The sequence below is a fragment of the Allorhizobium undicola ORS 992 = ATCC 700741 genome, from assembly GCF_000621665.1.
Taxonomy (GTDB): domain Bacteria; phylum Pseudomonadota; class Alphaproteobacteria; order Rhizobiales; family Rhizobiaceae; genus Allorhizobium; species Allorhizobium undicola.
On the sequence record NZ_JHXQ01000013.1, the window covers coordinates 57,614 to 76,767 of the forward strand.

The window sequence follows — 19,154 nt, forward strand, 5'->3', positions numbered from 1 at the left end:
CCGCGTTCATCGGAAGGGAGCGGCTGTAAGGCGTCATGAACCGCTTCTTGTCCCATGCGACAAACCGGATCGATGCGAAGGGGCGGGTTTCCGTTCCGGCGGCGTTCCGTGCTGTGCTGGCGAACCGCGAAATTCAGGAGCTTTACTGCTTTCAGGATTTCATGTTTCCGGCCATCAGCATCGGCGGTCCGGATCTGCTCGAGCGTTACGAGCGCCAGATTTCGGCAGAGGATCCGTTCTCGCCGGTGGCAAACGAGATGTCGCTCCTGATACACGGGGGCGGAGTTTTCATGCGCCTCGATTCGGAGGGGCGGCTTATGGTCACGGATTTCATCCGCGACTTTACGGGCATCGCCACGGAAGTGACATTCGTGGGGCGCTCGGACCATTTTCAATTGTGGCGGCCGGAAGCGTTTCACGAGGCGCAGATGGCGGCAAGACGAGGGCTGGGGCTGAAGGGTTCCGGCTCCGGGTAAGACGGAGAAGCGGGATGGTGACGGATCTTGGCACAGGGATTGCTGATGCCGAAGGCGGACCGGTCCGTCACATCCCGGTTCTTCTTCACGAAGTGGTCGAGGCGCTCGCGCCTCAGCCAGGCAAGGTTATTCTCGACGGGACGTTCGGGGCGGGCGGTTACAGCACGGCGCTTCTGGATGCCGGTGCAAATGTCATCGCCCTTGACCGCGACCCCACCGCCATTGCTGCCGGTCAGGCGCTGGTTGCCTCGCGAAACGGTCTTCTGTCTCTCCATCACACGCGCTTTTCCGCGTTGGACAGCTTCGCGCCCGAAGCAGGGCTCGATGGCGTCGTGCTGGACATCGGCGTTTCCTCCATGCAGATCGACGAGGCCGAGCGCGGCTTCTCCTTCCAGAAAAACGGCCCGCTGGACATGCGCATGTCCGTTTCCGGTCCTTCTGCCGCCGATGTCGTCAATCGCGCCAAGGTCGGCGATCTCATCCGCATTTTCGGCTTTCTGGGTGAGGAAAAGCAGGCAGGCCGCATTGCCCGCGCCATCGAAAAGCGCCGCGCCGAGCAGCCCTTCCAGACCACCCGCGATCTTGCTGGCCTGATCGAGATTGTCACGCCGCGCAAGGCAAAGGACAAGATCCACCCGGCAACGCGGGTTTTTCAGGCGCTGCGGATTTTCGTCAATGACGAGCTGGGCGAACTTGCCCAGGCGCTGTTTGCTGCCGAGCGGGCGCTGAAACCGGGCGGGCGGCTCGTGGTTGTCACCTTCCATTCGCTGGAAGACCGGATCGTCAAGAAATTCTTCTCCGACCGGTCCGGCAAGGCCTCAGGCTCGCGCCACATGCCGGTGGCGGTGGAAAAGCCGGTGATCTTCGCGCCTGTGGGCAAGGGCATGGTGGCGGCCAGCGAGGAGGAGGCGCAGCTCAATCCACGCGCCCGTTCCGCCAAGCTCCGGGCGGGCATCCGTACCGACGCTGCCGCCATGAAAGCTGATTTTTCGATTTTCGACCTGCCCGATCTCGCCGAGATCGAACGGATGGGAGGCTGAACCATGTTGCGCACAATCGACATCATCATGATCGGCGCCATGGCGGCAGCTGCCACCATAACCTATCAAATCAAGCATCGCACGGACGACAAGCTTCAGGATCTCAAACATATCGAGGCTGAAATCCAGCTTGAGAAGGACACGATCGAGCTTCTGGAGGCCGACTGGGCGCTTCTGACACAGCCGAGCCGTCTGGAAAAGCTGGCCAATGCCTACAAGGCCGAGCTTAATCTTGCGCCGACCGATCCCAACCAGCTTGCCCGCCCCAACGAATTGCCGATGCCGAAGGACAGTGTGCCGCAACCGGCCCTTGCAGCAAACCAGAAGCCGCCCATTCCCATGGACAAGACCACAACCGGATCGGTGAAACGCTGATGTCTTTTCTATCGCGACTGATGCTTGTGAAGTCCAAGGCGCATTTTTCCGCCGATGCTCGCCGCGTGCGCGCGCCTGCCGGGGCGAAGGCGCGCAATTTCGATGGCATGGGCAAGCGCAAGGCGGAAATGGCCCGGCGGCGTGTCGGCCTGATCATTCTGGCCTTTTCGGCCTTTTACGGCGTCATCGGCTTCCGGCTGGTGCATTATACCTATGCGCAGCCGGAAAATACCTCCAGCATCATGCCCGCCGACCGGCTTATGGCCTCTCGGCCCGATATTCTCGACCGTAACGGTCAGGTTCTTGCCACGGATATTCGCACCGTTTCGCTGTTTGCCGAGCCGCACAAGATCGTCGATGCCGACGAGGCGACCGAGAAGCTGCAAACCGTGCTTCCCGATCTCGACGTGCGCGGCACCTATCGCAAGCTGACGTCGAAATCGCATTTCCAGTGGCTGCGCCGCCAGTTGACGCCCAAGCAGCAGAGCCAGATCCTGGCGCTTGGCATTCCCGGCATCGGCTTTCGGCCGGAGAAGCGGCGCTTCTATCCCGGCGGTTCCACGGCTTCCCATATTGTCGGTTTCGTCAATATCGACAATCGCGGCATGGCGGGCATGGAAAAATACATCGACAATCAGGGTCTTGCCGATCTTGCCGATCTCGGCATGACCAGCAATGCGCCGCTGGAGCCGGTGAAGCTGTCCATCGATCTGCGCGTGCAGAATGTGGTGCATGACGTGGTCATGAACGCCATGGTCAACTTCAAGGCCAAGGGGGCGGGCGCCGTTGTGCTGGACGCCAATACCGGCGAAGTTCTCGGCATGGCCTCCTATCCGGATTTCGACCCGAACAAGCCGGAGGAGGGCGCCAAGGAGGGCTGGCTGAACCGCATGTCGAACGGCACGTTCGAGATGGGTTCCACCTTCAAGGCCTTCACGCTGGCCATGGGGCTGGATTCGGGCCGGGTAAAGCTCTCTGACAGTTTCGATGCCCGCTACCCCATCAAGATCGGTGGCTTTACCATTCACGATTTGCACGGGCGCGGCACCTTCCTGAGCGTTGCCGATGTTTTCCGCTATTCTTCGAATATCGGTACGGCCAAGATCGCCCAGACGGTCTCCATTCCCGATCACAAGGCCTTCCTCACCCGTCTTGGCCTGCTGACCAAGATGAACACGGAATTGCCGGAAGTGAAAATGCCCTCGCAGCCGCGCGAATGGCGCCCCGTCAACCAGATCACCATTGCCTTCGGTCACGGTGTTTCCACCACGCCCTTGCAGACGGCAGTGGCGGGCATGGCGCTGGTCAATGGCGGCAAGCTCATTCCGCCCACCTTTTTGCCGCGCTCGCGTGAACAGGCCGATGAAATGGCAGAGGCGGTCATCCGTCCGCAGACCAGCGCCGACATGCGCTACCTGTTCGAATATAATGGTGTGATCGGCTCCGGTCGCAATGCGCGCGTTCCCGGCTTCGATGTCGGCGGCAAGACCGGCACCGCCGACAAGGTGGTGAATGGCCGCTATGACCACAAGCTGAATTTCAACGCCTTTCTGGCCGCTTTTCCGATCAAGAATCCGCGTTACGTGGTGCTGAGCTTCTGCGACGAGCCGCATGACGGCGAAGGCGGCACGCTGGCGGCCAACACGGCGGCGCCCATCGTGCGTGACATCATTCGCCGCTCGGCGCCCATTCTCGGCGTGGAGCCGAATTTCGGCGATGTCGGCAACGGGATGCTCGTATCCTATTGATCCGGCGGGTGCGCGCATTTGAAAAATTCGGTTTCGCCGTAAAGCTGTCGTCTTTTGCGGCACAAGGGTGGGCGGCGGATTCGGGAATGCAGCCTGACTTTGCCGTGAATGGTTCAGGCAAGCTGCGGCCGTCATGATGGCCAGGCTGGCCTCTTGCATTTTCAGGAAAGGTGAAAGTCCGTTTTCCCTCTGAAATGCGTAGAAACGTAGAGTTGGAGCCTTTCCGTGTTGCAGTGGAACACGGAGACGCCTTCAGGCTTGCAGGGGACGACAGACGATGACATTTGGCGATCTTGCCCAAGGCATATTGGGCGAACAGGTCAGCGGAGAGGGGCAGGTTGCCGCTGGTCTCGACGTTACCGGGCTGACGGCGGATAGCCGCCGGGTCAAGCCCGGCATGATCTTTTTTGCCCTTTCCGGCGTGAAGGCGGATGGCGCAGCTTACGTAGCCGATGCCGTGGCAAAGGGCGCTGCTGCCATTGTTTGCGCGGTCCCGCTCGATGCGCCGCTGCCGGTCTTCACCGTTGCCGAGCCGCGCCGGGCGCTGGCGCTGATGGCCGCGCGCTTTTACGGCAGGCAGCCGCAAACCATGGTGGCGGTGACGGGAACGGCGGGCAAGACCTCCGTTGCTTCCTTCCTGCGGCAGATCTGGGCTTTTGCCGGTCTTGCCGCCGCGCAGGTGGGCACCACCGGCGTCATTTCGCCGGGCCGCAAGGATTACGGTTCGCTGACCACGCCCGATCCGGTGGCGCTCCATGAGCTGCTTTCAGAGCTTGCGGATGAGGGCGTGACGCATACGGCCATGGAGGCCTCCAGCCACGGCCTTGACCAGCACCGGCTGGATGGCGTGCAGCTTTCGGCGGCGGGCTTTACCAATCTCGGCCGCGACCACATGGATTACCACCCGACGGTGGAGCATTACATGGCCGCGAAGATGCGGCTTTTCGAAGCCCTGTTGCCCAAGGGCTCGCCTGCCGTGATCTTCAGCGATGACGAGTGGTCGGGGCAGGCCATAAGCGTTGCCACGGCCGCAGGCCACAAGGTGCTGACCGTTGGCCGCGACGGCGCGTTTCTGACGTTGAAGCGGGTAGAGCATTTCCGCCACAAACAGGTGGCGGAGATCCATCACCAGGGCGAAATCTTCGAGGTGTCCCTGCCGCTGGCCGGTGATTTCCAGATTGCCAATGCGTTGGTGGCCGCCGGTCTTGCCATCGCCACCGGCGTTGCCGTCAAAACAGTCATGAAGGCGCTGGAAAGCTTGCAAGGGGCAGCGGGCCGTCTGGAGCTGGTGGCCCAGGCGAAGGCCGGGGCGCTGGCCTATGTGGATTATGCCCACAAGCCCGAAGCGCTGGCACATGTGCTGGCCTCCGTGCGGCCCTTCACGTCCGGGCGCATCATCGTGGTTTTCGGCTGCGGCGGCGACCGGGACAAGGGCAAACGCCCGATCATGGGCGAGATTGCCAACCGTCTTGCCGATATCGTCATCGTCACCGATGACAATCCCCGTTCGGAGACGCCTGCGGTCATTCGCAGCGAGATCATGGCGGCCACGCCGCGCGGCATCGAAATTGCCGACCGTTCCCAGGCCATTCGCGCCGGGGTGGCAATGCTTGGCAGCGGCGATACGCTGATCGTGGCTGGCAAGGGGCATGAGGAGGGGCAGATTGTCGGCTCCCTCACCCTGCCATTCTCGGACCATGCGGAAATCCGCAAAGCCATGGAGGAGTTTCACCCGTGACCTTTCTCTGGAAGACCGAGGATCTGCTGCCAGCAATAGCCGGTCGCCCCATCGGAACCATGCCGCCGGGCATTACCGGCATTTCCATCGATAGCCGCTCGATCAAACCGGGAGAGGCGTTTTTCGCTATCAAGGGCGACCGCGTGGACGGGCATGATTTCGCCAGCATTGCCGTGGCCAATGGCGCCGCGCTGCTGATCGTCAACGAGGCGAAGCTGCCCGCACTCGGACGCCTGACCGTGCCGATGATCGTGGTGGATGATGTTCTGGCGGCGCTGGTGCGGCTGGCGCTTGCGGCCCGCGCCCGCTCCCATGCGCGCATCATTGCCGTAACGGGATCTGTCGGCAAGACCAGCACCAAGGAAATGCTGCGTCATGTGCTGGAGCCGTCGGGGGATGTCCATGCGGCGGTTGCCTCCTTCAACAATCACTGGGGCGTGCCGCTCACCCTGGCGCGGATGCCCGCGACGGCCCATTTCGGCGTGTTCGAAATCGGCATGAACCATCCGGGCGAAATCACGCCGCTGGTGAAGATGGTGCGCCCGCATGTGGCGATCATCACGACCATCGCGCCTGCCCATCTCGGCAATTTCAGCAGCATCGAGGAAATTGCCGATGCCAAGGCGGAAATCTTCTGCGGGCTGGAGCCGGGCGGCGAAGTGCTGCTGAACCGCGACAATCCTTATTACGAGCATCTGGAACAGAAGGCGCTGGAGGCGGGTGTGCAGCACATCCACTCCTTCGGCCAGCATCCCCGCGCGGCCTTCCGGCTGGCCGAATTCGATGGCGGGCCGGAGCATTCCACCATCTGGGCGCTGATCGAGGGGGAAACCCGCGAGGTGCGAATCGGTGCGCCCGGTCGCCATATCGCCGAAAACGCCATGGCGGCGCTGGGAGCGGTGCGGCTGGTGGGCGCAGATCTCGATGCCGCCGCCGATGCCATGGCGACGCTTTCCGCCGTCAAGGGGCGCGGCCAGCGCCACCGGTTGAAGATCGGTACATCGACGCTGATGGTGATCGACGAAAGCTATAATGCCAACCCGGCCTCCATGCGGGCGGCAATTTCGCTGCTGGCGGCGGCGCGCCCGCAAGGCGAAGGCCGGCGTATTGCCGTTCTGGGCGATATGCTTGAAATGGGCGCCTTTTCCGCCGGTCTTCACGCGGAACTGGCCGAGCCGCTTTTATCTGAAGGCATTGCCCATGTGTGGCTTGCGGGCAAGGACATGGCGGCGTTGAAGGCCGCCTTGCCGGAGACGGTGCAGGCGGTGCATTTTTCCTCCACCGAAGAGCTGACATCTTATGTGCTGGCCCATGTGGAGCCCGGCGATGTCCTCATGGTCAAGTCATCGCTTGGCATCGGTTTCGGCCGCATCATCGCCGCGCTGCTTGACAGCTTCCCGCCAATGGACGACACCGCCCGCCCATAAAGCTTCTTTACCCGGAAAGTTTCTCCATGCTCATATGGCTCGTCGAACTCGCAAACCATCTGCAATTCTTCAACCTGTTCCGCTACATTACCTTTCGGACGGGTGCCGCGATGTTCACCGCCGCGCTGATCGTCTTTCTCTTCGGTCCGGCCATCATCGCCTCGCTGCGCGTGCGCCAGGGGCGGGGCCAACCGATCCGCGCCGACGGGCCGCAAACGCATTTCAAGAAAGCCGGAACGCCCACCATGGGCGGGTTGATGATCCTCGCCGGCATTGTCGGCTCTTCCTTGCTGTGGGCCGATCTTTCCAACGTCTATGTGGTGGCCACGCTGCTGGTGACGCTCGGCTTCGGCGCCATCGGCTTTTATGATGATTATCTCAAGGTGACGAAGCAATCCGACAAGGGCTTTTCCGGACGCGCCCGCCTTGGCTTCGAATTCGTCATTGCCGGTATCGCGGTCTATTTCATGATGCGCACGGCCATGGTAACGGCCCCGCAAGGCGCCCATATCGCCACATCCGTCGCCTTTCCCTTCTTCAAGGATGCGCTGCTCAATGTCGGCTATTTCTTCCTGATCTTCGGCGGCTTCGTCATTGTTGCGGCGGGCAATGCGGTCAACCTCACCGATGGTCTGGACGGGCTTGCCATCGTGCCGGTGATGATTGCCTCGGCGGCCTTTGGTCTTATCGCCTATCTCGTCGGCAATGCGGTGTTTTCCGGCTATCTGCAAATCAATTTCGTGCCCGGCACGGGCGAGCTTTCCGTCATCATGGGCGCGGTGATCGGCGCGGGGCTCGGCTTCCTGTGGTTCAACGCTCCACCTGCGGCAATCTTCATGGGCGATACCGGATCGCTGTCGCTGGGCGGTCTGATCGGCACGGTGGCCGTGGCCACCAAGCATGAAATCGTCATGGCCATCATCGGCGGGCTGTTCGTCATGGAAACGCTCTCGGTCATCATCCAGGTGTTCTGGTTCAAGCGCACCGGCAAGCGCGTTTTTCTCATGGCGCCTATCCACCACCATTTCGAAAAGAAGGGCTGGACCGAAAGCCAGGTCGTCATCCGCTTCTGGATCATTGCCGTGGGCCTTGCCATGCTGGGCCTTTCGACGCTGAAGCTGAGGTAAGGCGCGATGATCCCCGTCACCACATTCAAGGGGCAAAAGGTTGCGCTGTTCGGATTGGGCGGCTCGGGCCTTGCCACGGCCGAGGCGCTCAAGGCAGGCGGCGCGGAGGTTTTCGTCTGGGACGATAATCCAGACAGCGTGGAAAAGGCACGCGGGCGCGGCCTTGAGGCCTGCGACCTCAGCCAGATCGACTGGCCGCGCATGGCCGCCTTCGTGCTGTCTCCCGGCGTGCCGCTCACCCACCCCAAGCCGCACTGGACAGTGGATCTCGCCCATGCCAACGGCGTGGAGATCATTGGCGATGTGGAGCTTTTCGTGCGCGAGCGCCGCGCTCATGCCGAAGGTTGCCCCTTTATTGCCATTACCGGCACCAATGGCAAATCCACCACCACGGCGCTGATTGCCCATATTCTCAAGCAGGCAGGCCGCGATACCCAGCTTGGCGGCAATATCGGCACGGCGGTGCTGACGCTGGAGCCGCCGGTGGCGGACCGCTTTTATGTCGTGGAATGCTCGTCCTATCAGATAGACCTTGCACCGACGCTCGATGCCACGGCTGGCATCCTGCTCAACCTCACCCCCGACCATCTCGACCGGCACGGCACGATGCAGCATTATGCCGAGATCAAGGAGCGGTTGGTGGCTGGGGCGGACACGGCAATTGTCGGCGTGGACGACAGCTATTGCGAACGCATTGCCGAGCGGCTGGAGCGGGCGGGCAACCGCGTGCTGCGGATTTCCAGGCGGCAGAAACTGGCTGACGGCCTTTACAACGACGCCCAGAGGATTTTTCGCGGCGATGAACTGATTGCCGATCTGAGCGGCATCCAGACGCTGCGCGGTAGCCATAATGCGCAAAATGCCGCCGCAGCCATTGCCGCCTGCCTGGCCGTTGGCCTCAGCGTGGATGAGGTGCGGCGCGGGCTTGCCAGTTTCGCAGGCCTCAAGCACCGGATGCAGCCCGTTGGCCGCAGGGGCAAGGTAGTGTTCGTCAATGACAGCAAGGCCACCAATGCGGAGGCCTCCGCGCCCGCGCTTTCAAGCTATGACCGGATTTACTGGATTGCTGGCGGCCTGCCCAAGGAGGGCGGGATCACCGCGCTTTCGCCGTTGTTTTCGCGCATTGCCAAAGCCTATCTGATCGGTGAGGCGGCTTCGTCCTTTGCCGCAACGCTTGGCACGGCGGTGCCTTTCGAGATTTCCGGCACGCTGGACAGGGCGCTGGCCCATGCCAGCCGCGATGCCGAGGCCGATGGCGCGGAGGTGGCGGTGATGCTGTCACCGGCCTGCGCAAGCTTCGACCAGTACAAGAATTTCGAGGTTCGGGGCGAGAGTTTCGTCTCGCTCGTCGCCGCGCTGGAAGGTGTGACGATGCTGGTTCAACCCATAACGGGAGTGACGTGACATGGTAAGCCGCGCGGAACGTGGAGCGCTGGCCGATTGGTTCTGGACCATCGACCGGCTGTTTCTCATCACCTTCGTCCTTCTGATGGGCATCGGGTTCATGCTTTCGTTTGCGGCATCGCCTGCGGTGGCCGAACGCATCGGGCTCGACAGCTTCCACTTCGTCAAGCGTCACGCGGCCTTCACGCTGCCAGCGCTGGCAACCATGATCGGGCTTTCCTTTCTTTCGCCGCGGCAGGTGCGCCGCGCCGCCGTGCTGATCCTCATGGCCTCCATGGGCTTGATGATCCTGGCGCTGTTCTTTGGGCCGGAAGTCAAGGGCGCGCATCGCTGGATCAATTTCGGCAGCCTGTCCATCCAGCCCTCGGAATTCATGAAGCCCGCCTTCGTGGTGGTCTGCGCCTGGCTTTTTGCCGAACATGCCCGCCAGCCGGATATTCCCGGCAACCTCTTCGCCATCCTGCTTTACATCATGGTGGTGGCGCTGTTGATGGTGCAGCCGGACTTCGGCCAGACCATCCTGACCTCCGTGGTCTGGGGCGGCATGTTCTTCATGGCGGGCGTGCCGTGGCTGTGGATCATCCTGCTGGCCGTGATCGGTGGCCTTGGGTCTGTCGGGGCCTATTACACCATGCCGCACGTGGCAGGCCGTATCGACCGCTTCATGACGGGCGAGGGCGATACCTTCCAGGTGGACACCGCGCGCGAGGCCATCATTCGCGGCAACTGGTTTGGCGTGGGTCCGGGAGAAGGCATCGTCAAGCGCGTCATTCCCGATGCACATACAGACTTCATCTTCTCGGTGGCAGCGGAAGAATTCGGCATTGCCTTCTGCCTGCTGCTGGTGGCGATTTTTGCTTTCCTCGTCCTTCGCGGTCTCAATCACGCCTACCGCGACCGCAATGATTTCAACCGTTTTGCCGTGGCGGGTCTTGTGCTGCAAATCGGCGTGCAATCGATGATCAATATCGGCGTCAATCTTGAGCTTCTGCCAGCCAAGGGCATGACGCTGCCGCTGATTTCCTATGGCGGCTCGTCCATGGTGGCCATCTGCGTCACGGCAGGCTTCATTCTGGCGCTGACACGCCACAGGCCGGAAAAGCGGTCGCAGGCAAGGCGGCTTTTCCGCTCCATGCAGGGCGTTCCAGCGGAGTAAAAACATGTCGAGCGGACTTATTCTTCTCGCCGCCGGGGGCACCGGCGGCCATCTTTTTCCAGCCGAGGCGCTGGCGCATGAACTCAAGGCGCGCGGCTTCAGCGTGCATCTTGTCACCGACAAGCGGGCCGAGCGTTACGCGGGCAAGTTTCCGGCCGACGAGATCCACGTCGTGCCATCGGCCACCATCGGCTCCAAAAATCCGGTTGCGGTGGCAAGATCGCTTTTGACCCTTTGGCAGGGCTATCGCGCCGCAAAGCGGCTGATCGCCCGGCTGAAGCCTGTCGCGGTCGTGGGCTTCGGCGGCTATCCCACCGTGCCGCCGCTGATGGCGGCTTCGGCTGGCAATGTGCCAACCCTCATTCACGAGCAGAACGCGGTGATGGGGCGCGCCAACAAGCTTCTGGCCTCGCGGGTGCGGGCCATTGCGGGCGGCTTCCTGCCAGCAGGCGGCGCCTTTGCGGCAAAAACCGTTGTCACCGGCAATCCCGTGCGGCCTGCGGTGCTTGAGGCCGCCAAGCTGCCTTACGAAGCGGCGAAAGACGGCCAGCCATTTCATCTCGTGGTGTTTGGCGGCAGCCAGGGTGCACAGCATTTCTCCAATGCCATTCCCAATGCCATCTGCCTGATGGAGGAGGGCCAGCGCAAGCGGCTGAGGATCACGCAGCAGGCCCGGCCCGAAGACGAGGCGCGGGTGCGCGAATGCTACCAGAAGCTTGCGGTTCCGGCCGAGGTTTCGCCCTTCTTCGGTGATATGGCCGCGCGCATTGCGTCCGCGCAACTGGTGATCTGCCGGTCTGGGGCTTCCACCGTTTCGGAACTTGCCGTCATCGGCAGACCCTCCGTGCTGGTGCCCTATCCTTACGCGCTCGACCACGATCAGGCAGCCAATGCCGCTGCTCTTGAAAAACAGGGCGGCGCGCTGGTGGTGAAGCAGGCAGCAATGACGCCGGAAAAAATCCGTGACCTGATAACCGCCTGGATGGATGCACCGGAAAAGCTGGAAACCATGGCGGCGGCGGCCCGGCAGACCGGCCAGCCGGAAGCCGCAGGCTTGCTTGCCGATCTGGTTGGGGCTATCTCGGCGGGACAATCGATTGATGCTGTGAAGGGAATGCAGAAATGAAAATGCCGCAAAGCATTGGGCTTGTCCATTTCATCGGGATCGGCGGCATTGGCATGAGCGGTATTGCCGAGGTGCTGCATAATCTCGGCCACAGGGTGCAGGGTTCCGATCAGGCCGACAGCGCCAATGTGCAGCGCCTGCGCGCCAAGGGCATCGAGGTTTTCGTTGGCCACAAGCCCGAAAACCTTGGCGATGCGGAAGTGGTGGTGGTTTCCACCGCCATCAAGAAGAACAATCCTGAACTGATCGCCGCCCGCGAAAAGCTGTTGCCGGTGGTGCGCCGGGCTGAAATGCTGGCGGAGCTGATGCGTTTCCGCAATGCCATCGCCATTGGCGGCACCCATGGCAAGACCACCACGACCTCCATGGTGGCGGCGCTGCTGGAGGCCGGATCGCTCGATCCGACCGTCATCAATGGCGGCATCATCAATGCCTATGGCACCAATGCCCGTATGGGCGAGGGTGAGTGGATGGTGGTGGAAGCCGACGAATCGGACGGCACATTCCTGAAACTGCCCGCCGATGTGGCAGTCGTCACCAATATCGATCCCGAACATCTGGACCATTACGGCAATTTCGACGCCGTGCGGGCCGCGTTCCGGCAATTCGTGGAAAACGTGCCCTTCTATGGCTTCGGCGTCATGTGTCTCGACCACCCGGAAGTGCAGGCGCTGGTGGGGCGCATCGAGGATCGCAAGGTCATCACCTATGGCGAAAACCCGCAGGCCGATGTGCGCTATTCCAATGTGCGGCTGGATGGTACGAAATCTTATTTCGACGTGGAAATCCGCCGCCGCCGCACGGGCCGCGTGTTCCAGTTCAAGGAGCTGATGCTGCCCATGCCGGGCCGTCACAATATTTCCAACGCCTGCGCCGCCATTGCCGTGGCAAACCGGCTGGGAATTTCCGAGGAAGCGATTCGCAAAGGCCTTTCCGGCTTCAGCGGCGTGAAGCGTCGCTTTACGCTCACGGGAAGTTTCAACGGGGTGCAGGTTTTCGACGATTACGGCCACCACCCTGTTGAAATCAAGGCAGTTTTGCGGGCAGCACGTGAGTCATGCGCAGGGCGCATCATTGCCGTGCATCAGCCGCATCGCTATTCGCGTCTGGCAAGCCTTTTTGACGATTTTGCCAATTGTTTCAACGATGCAGACAGTATTCTGCTCGCACCTGTCTATGCTGCCGGGGAAGATCCGATTGAAGGAATCGACTCCGAAGCGCTGGTTTCGCGCATCAAATCGGGCGGTCATCGTGATGCGCGCTTCCTGAATTCCCCTGAGGAATTGCCGCGCCTCATTTCTGCCATTGCGCAACCGGGTGACTTTGTGGTCCTTTTGGGGGCGGGAAATATTACGCAATGGGCAGCGGCGCTGCCCAAAGAATTGGAATTGCTGTCAGGAAAGTCTGAATGAAACAGGTGGATGGGGATAAGCTTTTGGCTCGGCTCGGGCCTGGTGTAGATGCGTTGCGGGGCCGGTTGACGCCGAATGCGCCCATGGACCGGGCGACCTGGTTTCAGGCTGGCGGTCTGGCGGAACTGATGTTCCACCCGCATGACAAGGAAGATCTGGTTGCCTTCCTGAAGCTTCTGCCGGAAGACGTGCCGTTGACGGTGGTGGGCGTGGGTTCCAACCTGCTGGTGCGCGATGGCGGCATTCCGGGTGTGGTCATCCGCCTGTCGGCCAAGGGTTTCGGTTCGCTGGAAATTGCCGGTGAAAACCGCATTCGCGCTGGCGCCATCTGCCCGGACAAGCACATTGCCGCCATGGCTATGGATCATAATATTGGTGGCTTTGCCTTCTATTACGGCATTCCCGGCTCGATTGGCGGGGCGCTGCGCATGAATGCGGGCGCCAATGGCGGTGAAACGGCAGCCCGAGTCGTCGAAGTCGAGGCGGTGGATCGCCAGGGCAATACGCATATCCTCTCCAATGAGCAGATGGGTTACAGCTATCGCCATTCGAATGCGCCGGAAAACCTGATTTTCGTCAGCGCCCTGTTCGAAGGCTATGCGGATGAGAAGGCCAAGATCCGCACCGAAATGGATGCCGTGCGCCAGCACCGTGAAACCGTGCAACCCATCAAGGAAAAAACCGGCGGTTCGACCTTCAAGAACCCGCCCGGCCATTCGGCCTGGGAGCTGATCGACGAGGCTGGCGGTCGCGGTCTGATGATCGGCGGCGCGCAGATGTCGTCGCTGCATTGCAACTTCATGATCAATGCCGGTCACGCCACGGCCTATGATCTCGAATATCTGGGCGAGACGATCCGTCAGCTTGTCTTCGAAAATTCGGGCATCAAGCTGCAATGGGAAATCAAGCGCATCGGCAATTTCATGGAGGGCCGCGAAGTGGCGCCCTTTATGGGGGTCACGAGCGAGTAAGCGCCATAGAGCATTTTCAGGAAAAGTGGGAACCGGTTTTCCGTCCGGAAATGCGGTAAGGGAGAGCATTTTCAGGAAAAGTGGGAACCGGTTTTCCGTCCGGAAATGCGGTAAGAGAGAGCATTTTCAGGAAAAGTGGGAACCGGTTTTCCGTCCGAAAATGCGAAAGATGAAGCAAGAGTTTCATGAAAAACGCCGCCAGTGGAATCACTTGGCGGCGTTTTCTGTTGTTCAGAATCTGGTTCAAGCAGGTATCGATCCGTGTCGATGCCCGATGATTATCATACCTCTTCCTGGCCGGAGGCCAGAATGCAGACCAGCGTGATCACGGCGGCAAGGCCGAGATAATAGCCGACGGCTGCCATGCCGTAATTGGTTTGCAACCAGGTGGCGGCGTAAGGCGCCAGCGATGCGCCGACGATGCCGGCGAAGTTGAAGGTCAGCGATGCGCCGGTATAGCGAACGCTGGTGGGGAAGGGGGCGGCAAGGGCTGCCCCGATCAAGGCATAGGTCATGCCCATCAGCGCCATGGAGCCAGCGGCAAAGATCGCCACGCCCGTTTCGCCTGCCGTCAGCAGCACCGGCAGCAGGAATGAGAAGGCGGCAATCAGGATGGTGATGACGATCAGCGACAGCCGGCGGCCGATCTTGTCGCCCACCTTGGCCGTCAGCGGAATGAAAATACCGAACACCACCGCGCCGAGGATCTGGATCTCAAGGGCATCGATGAAGGGAATTTGCAGAACCTTGACATTGTAGGACAGGAGCCACGCCGTGCCGATATAGAAAAGCACGAAGGTAACGAGCGCCACGAAGGTGCCGAGGAACAGGCTGCGCTTGTATTTGCCGAACACTTCCTTGACCGGCACGGCCACGCGCTCATGCGCTGCCATGGCCTTGCGGAAGGCGGGGGTTTCGGAAATGGAGAAACGCACCCAGAGGCCAACGCCGATCAGAAGCGTGGAGGCAATGAAGGGAACGCGCCAGCCCCAGGCAACAAGGGCATCCTTGGACATGACATGCAGCAGCAGCCAGAAAATGCCGGAGGACAGGAACAGGCCAACCGGGGCGCCAAGCTGCGGGAACATGGCATACCAGTTGCGCTTGCCTTCGGGAGCGTTTTCCGTGGCCAGCAGCACCGCACCACCCCATTCGCCGCCAAGACCGAAGCCCTGGCCGAAGCGGCAAAGCGCCAGAAGCAGCGGTGCAGCAACGCCGATCTGCTCATAGGTCGGCAACAGGCCGATGATGACGGTGGAAATGCCCATGGTCAGGAGGGCTGCAACCAGCGTTGCCTTGCGCCCGATCCGGTCGCCGAAATGGCCAAAGACCACCGCGCCCATGGGACGGGCAAAAAAGGCGATGGAGAAGGTGGCGAAAGAGGCCAGCAGCGCCGTCATCGGATCGCTGTTCGGAAAGAAAAGCGTCGGGAAAACAAGCACAGCGGCGGTTGCGTAAACGTAAAAATCGAAAAATTCGATGGTCGTGCCGACCAGGCTGGCCGTGAGGACGCGCGCAGGAGAATTGACATGTGCAGGCGCCGACGGCTCAGAGGATGGCGACACGGAGCGGGAAGCTTCAGTCATGGGTCAAATCCACTGATAGGTTTCATTTCTGTTCTTTCAAGAAAAGTGAGGGCGCCTTAACGCAATTTTCTAAGGCGGGAAAGCGAAAAGCCGCAATTTCCCTGCAAATCACGGGGCGATTGCCCGTAGAGGTGGTTTTCACTGGCGCAGGAATTTGCCGGGCGGTTAACGAAAGTAAACGGTTCATTAACCTTAATGACGTCTAATCGATGAAGATGGTGGAATCGCGTGATTCCGCCGCAAGCCGGGCGCAAGCCTGCATGAGTTTAAAGTCTGTTCGATTTCGCATTGAGGTTCACATGGGTTCCAGGCACGTCGCTGTATTGATGGGCGGATTTTCGTCGGAGAGGCCGGTCAGCCTGTCTTCCGGCAATGCCTGTGCGATTGCGCTGGAAGAGGCCGGATACAAGGTGACGCGCGTGGATGTGAGCCGCGATGTTGCCTCGCAACTTTTGGCGTTGCGGCCGGATGTTGCCTTCAATGCATTGCATGGCCCCTATGGGGAGGATGGCTCCATTCAGGGCATTCTCGAATATCTGCAAATTCCCTATACGCATTCCGGCGTGCTGGCGTCCGCGCTTGCCATGGACAAGGGGCAGGCCAAGAAAGTGGCGGCGGCGGCAGGCATTCCCACCGCTTTCGGCAAGGTCATGTCGCGCTTCGACGTTGCGGGCGAGCATCCCGTTGCGCCCCCTTATGTGGTGAAGCCTGTGCGCGAGGGGTCGAGCTTCGGGGTGGTTATCGTCAAGGAAGACCAGTCGCACCCGCCGCAGATCATCGGCTCCGCCGACTGGCGCTATGGCGATACGGTGATGGTCGAGAAATATGTGGCAGGGCGCGAGCTGACCTGTGGGGTCATGGATGGCAAGGCGCTGGATGTGACCGAGGTGGTAGCCAAGGCCAACAGCTTCTACGATTACGATTCCAAATATGCCGAGGGTGGCTCGTCCCATATCATTCCGGCACCGCTTTCACCGAAAATTTACCAAAAAATACAAGACTTGGCGGTCAAGGCGCATGAGTCGCTCGGGTGCCGTGGCGTGAGCCGGTCGGATTTTCGCTATGACGACCGGTTCGGCGAAGAGGGAGAGCTTGTCTGGCTCGAAGTCAATACGCAGCCCGGTATGACGCCGACGTCGCTGGTTCCGGAAATGGCCGCTCATGCCGGTATTTCCTTCAAGGATCTCGTCAGCTGGATGGTGGAGGACGCTTCGTGCGAGCGATAGGCGCCAGAAAATCGGGTGAGAGGCGCAAGGCCGGGCGGGCGCCTGCCATGGTGTCCGATGATGCGGGCATGGTTTTGCCGCGCCCGCTGCGGCGTGTCTCCCGCTTCATGCTGGCGCTTTGCACCGGCAAGGTCGCTGTGCCCGCTCATCTCGGCAAGCTGTCCTTTGCGGTTTATTGCGCCTTTGTTGGCGGATATGGCGTGGTGCAGGGCGGCCATTGGCCCGTGGTTTCCGAATACATGACTTCTTCCGCCGGCTTTGCCATCGAGGACGTCAAGCTTTCCGGCAATGTGCACACATCCGAGATCGACGTGTTGCAGTCGCTGGGGCTGGACGGGGCAACCTCGCTGGTGGCCATCGATGCCGATGACGCGCGCCGCCGCGTGGCCGAACTGCCCTGGGTGCAATCGGTGGAAGTGCGCAAGATCTATCCGCGCACCATCGAGGTCAACATCAAGGAGCGCGAGGCCTATGGCATCTGGCAGCACGGTACGGAACTGTCGCTGATCGAAAGAAGCGGCAGCGTGATCGCCCCGCTTCGCGATAACAAATTCGCCAATCTGCCGCTGTTCGTCGGCCGGGATGCGGAAGTTGCGGCGCAGGATGTCGATGCCGATTTCGATGGCTGGCCGCAGATCAAGGCGCGCATCAAGGCCTATGTGCGGGTGGCAAGCCGTCGCTGGGACGTGCATCTCGATAACGGCGTACTCGTCAAGCTTCCGGAAGAGGAAGTGGGTGCGGCGCTGGCGCGTCTGGCGCGGATGGAAGGCGAGCAGAAATTGCTGGAACGCGACATCGTGGCCGTGGACCTGCGTTTGCCCGACCGGATGGCCGTTCAACTTTCGCCCGAGGCCGACCAGCGCCGTCAAAAGGCGGTTCTCGCCCGCAGCAAGGCGGTTTCCCAGGCGGAGCAGCGGATATGAGCATATTCGGGTCTTCTTCTTTCGGTTTGCCACGCATGAAGCCGCTTTCGGCCAAGCGCAGCCATGTGGTTTCGGTGCTGGACATCGGCTCCACCAAGGTGGTGTGCATGATCGGCAGGCTGACGCCGCGCAAGGAAAGCGATGTGCTGCCGGGCCGCACGCATAATGTCGAGATCATCGGCATTGGCCATCAGCGCTCGCGCGGCATGAAATCCGGCGTCATTGCCGACATCGATGCGGTGGAAAGCGTGGTGCGGCTGGCCGTTGACGCGGCAGAGCGCATGGCCGGCCTTACGGTGGACAGTCTGATCGTCAATGTTTCGGCCGGGCGCATCCGCTCCGATGTCTACACGGCCACCATCGACCTTGGCGGCCAGGAAGTCGAGAATGCCGATCTGCGCCGCGTGCTGGCGGCGGCAAACCAGCAATCGCAGCGGCGCGACCGCGTGTTGCTGCATTCGCTGGCGGCTGGATTTTCGCTGGATGGAGAGCGCGGCATCCGCGATCCGCTTGGCATGTTCGGTGATACGCTGGGCGTGGACATGCATGTGGTGACGGCCGAACGGCCCGCGCTGAAGAATCTGGAACTTTGCATCAACCGCGCCCATCTGACGGTGGAGGGGCTGGTGGCAACGCCTTACGCCAGCGGTCTTGCAGCGCTGGTGGACGATGAGGTGGAACTTGGTTGCGCGGCCATCGACATGGGCGGTGGCACCACGACCATTTCCGTTTTTGCCGAAGGCAAGCTCATTCACACCGATGCCATCGGCATTGGCGGACACCATGTCACGACGGATCTTGCCCGTGGTCTTTCCACCCGCATCGAAGACGCCGAGCGGCTGAAAGTGGTGCATGGAACGGCCATTTCCAACGGCGCGGACGACCGCGACGTCATTTCCATTCCGCCGATCGGCGAGGACGATCGCGATTTACCGACACAAGTGCCACGTTCCCTGCTGACGCGAATCATTCAAGCGCGTATTGAAGAGACACTGGAGATGATTCGTGACCGCATCCACGCTTCGGGCTTTAGCCCTGTGGTCGGGAAACGAGTGGTGCTGACCGGTGGCGCAAGCCAATTGACCGGTCTGCCGGAAGTCGCGCGGCGAATGTTGGCCCGCAACGTCCGGATCGGCCGCCCGATGGGTGTCTCCGGCCTGCCGGTTGCGGCGAAAGGGCCTGCCTTTTCGACCGCTGTGGGTCTGATGATCTATCCGCAGGTGGCCGATCAGGAAATTCCTGCCAGCCACGGGGGCTTTTTCTCCGCTGGCGCAGGAAACAGCCGCATGATGCGTGTGGGACAATGGCTGAAAGAGAGTTTTTGACAGACCGGCCCCCCGGTGAAGAATCGATTCGGGCCTTGCAGACTAAAGTGACGTGGCGCGCGTGGTGATGCGGCCAGGGAAAGAAGGAACGGAA

The 19,154-nt window shown here is 61.2% G+C and carries 17 protein-coding genes; 15 read left to right on the top strand and 2 right to left on the bottom strand.

All coding sequences use genetic code 11. From position 1 onward, the window contains the following. Positions 1 to 35 precede the first annotated feature (35 nt). From mraZ to murB, 12 genes are all read left to right on the top strand, one after another. Positions 36 to 476 carry a division/cell wall cluster transcriptional repressor MraZ gene (mraZ, locus tag T424_RS0112515; protein WP_027488035.1) on the top strand — a complete coding sequence of 147 codons (441 nt, stop codon included), beginning with the start codon at positions 36 to 38 and terminating at the stop codon, positions 474 to 476. A gap of 14 nt (positions 477 to 490) precedes the next feature. Continuing rightward, positions 491 to 1,516 (top strand): 16S rRNA (cytosine(1402)-N(4))-methyltransferase RsmH, encoded by a 1,026-nt coding sequence (gene rsmH, locus T424_RS0112520; protein WP_027488036.1) that lies wholly within the window; start codon positions 491 to 493, stop codon positions 1,514 to 1,516. A 3-nt stretch (positions 1,517 to 1,519) separates the two neighbouring features. Continuing rightward, entirely contained in the window at positions 1,520 to 1,891 is a 372-nt protein-coding gene (gene ftsL / locus T424_RS0112525; protein ID WP_027488037.1) for a cell division protein FtsL, read from the top strand. Further along, positions 1,891 to 3,639 (top strand): peptidoglycan D,D-transpeptidase FtsI family protein, encoded by a 1,749-nt coding sequence (locus tag T424_RS0112530; protein ID WP_027488038.1) that lies wholly within the window; start codon positions 1,891 to 1,893, stop codon positions 3,637 to 3,639. Before ftsL ends, T424_RS0112530 begins: the two co-directional genes overlap by 1 nt. Before the next feature lie 277 nt (positions 3,640 to 3,916). Continuing rightward, entirely contained in the window at positions 3,917 to 5,377 is a 1,461-nt protein-coding gene (locus T424_RS0112535) for a UDP-N-acetylmuramoyl-L-alanyl-D-glutamate--2,6-diaminopimelate ligase (protein ID WP_027488039.1), read from the top strand. Then, the gene (locus tag T424_RS0112540) at positions 5,374 to 6,804 is read left to right on the top strand and encodes a UDP-N-acetylmuramoylalanyl-D-glutamyl-2,6-diaminopimelate--D-alanyl-D-alanine ligase (RefSeq protein ID WP_027488040.1); all 1,431 of its coding nucleotides are present in this window, start codon (positions 5,374 to 5,376) and stop codon (positions 6,802 to 6,804) included. The genes T424_RS0112535 and T424_RS0112540 overlap by 4 nt, the downstream gene beginning before the upstream one ends. Before the next feature lie 26 nt (positions 6,805 to 6,830). Continuing rightward, positions 6,831 to 7,931 (top strand): phospho-N-acetylmuramoyl-pentapeptide-transferase, encoded by a 1,101-nt coding sequence (gene mraY / locus T424_RS0112545; protein WP_027488041.1) that lies wholly within the window; start codon positions 6,831 to 6,833, stop codon positions 7,929 to 7,931. A 6-nt stretch (positions 7,932 to 7,937) separates the two neighbouring features. Beyond that, entirely contained in the window at positions 7,938 to 9,335 is a 1,398-nt protein-coding gene (gene murD, locus T424_RS0112550; RefSeq protein ID WP_027488042.1) for a UDP-N-acetylmuramoyl-L-alanine--D-glutamate ligase, read from the top strand. 1 nt (position 9,336) lies between these two features. Beyond that, positions 9,337 to 10,491, top strand: coding sequence for a putative lipid II flippase FtsW (gene ftsW / locus T424_RS0112555; RefSeq protein WP_027488043.1), 1,155 nt, complete (start codon positions 9,337 to 9,339; stop codon positions 10,489 to 10,491). A 4-nt stretch (positions 10,492 to 10,495) separates the two neighbouring features. Further along, positions 10,496 to 11,617 carry an undecaprenyldiphospho-muramoylpentapeptide beta-N-acetylglucosaminyltransferase gene (murG, locus tag T424_RS0112560; RefSeq protein WP_027488044.1) on the top strand — a complete coding sequence of 374 codons (1,122 nt, stop codon included), beginning with the start codon at positions 10,496 to 10,498 and terminating at the stop codon, positions 11,615 to 11,617. Beyond that, on the top strand, positions 11,614 to 13,029 hold the full coding sequence (murC, locus tag T424_RS0112565; protein WP_027488045.1) for a UDP-N-acetylmuramate--L-alanine ligase: 1,416 nt from the start codon (positions 11,614 to 11,616) through the stop codon (positions 13,027 to 13,029). The genes murG and murC overlap by 4 nt, the downstream gene beginning before the upstream one ends. Next, positions 13,026 to 14,000, top strand: a complete 975-nt coding sequence (murB, locus tag T424_RS0112570; protein ID WP_027488046.1) for a UDP-N-acetylmuramate dehydrogenase — start codon at positions 13,026 to 13,028, stop codon at positions 13,998 to 14,000. The genes murC and murB overlap by 4 nt, the downstream gene beginning before the upstream one ends. A 16-nt stretch (positions 14,001 to 14,016) precedes the next feature. Here murB and T424_RS22880 read toward each other — a convergent pair whose 3' ends face one another. Both T424_RS22880 and T424_RS0112580 read right to left on the bottom strand, forming a co-directional pair. After that, positions 14,017 to 14,247, bottom strand: a complete 231-nt coding sequence (locus T424_RS22880; protein WP_027488047.1) for a hypothetical protein — start codon at positions 14,245 to 14,247, stop codon at positions 14,017 to 14,019. Positions 14,248 to 14,281: 34 nt separating this feature from the next. Further along, a complete protein-coding gene (locus tag T424_RS0112580) occupies positions 14,282 to 15,586 on the bottom strand; it encodes an MFS transporter (protein ID WP_027488048.1) in 1,305 nt (434 codons plus the stop codon). Between the two features lie 299 nt (positions 15,587 to 15,885). Here T424_RS0112580 and T424_RS0112585 point away from each other — a divergent pair, with 299 nt between their 5' ends. Genes T424_RS0112585 through ftsA form a run of 3 tightly spaced genes read left to right on the top strand, consistent with a single transcriptional unit; the run spans position 15,886 to position 19,060 of the window. After that, positions 15,886 to 16,812: a D-alanine--D-alanine ligase gene (locus tag T424_RS0112585; protein ID WP_027488049.1), complete on the top strand. Its 927-nt coding sequence runs from the start codon at positions 15,886 to 15,888 to the stop codon at positions 16,810 to 16,812. Further along, positions 16,800 to 17,735 carry a cell division protein FtsQ/DivIB gene (locus T424_RS0112590; RefSeq protein WP_407921397.1) on the top strand — a complete coding sequence of 312 codons (936 nt, stop codon included), beginning with the start codon at positions 16,800 to 16,802 and terminating at the stop codon, positions 17,733 to 17,735. Before T424_RS0112585 ends, T424_RS0112590 begins: the two co-directional genes overlap by 13 nt. Then, complete coding sequence (gene ftsA, locus T424_RS0112595; protein WP_027488051.1) at positions 17,732 to 19,060, top strand: cell division protein FtsA; 1,329 nt, start codon at positions 17,732 to 17,734, stop codon at positions 19,058 to 19,060. Before T424_RS0112590 ends, ftsA begins: the two co-directional genes overlap by 4 nt. Positions 19,061 to 19,154 lie beyond the last annotated feature (94 nt).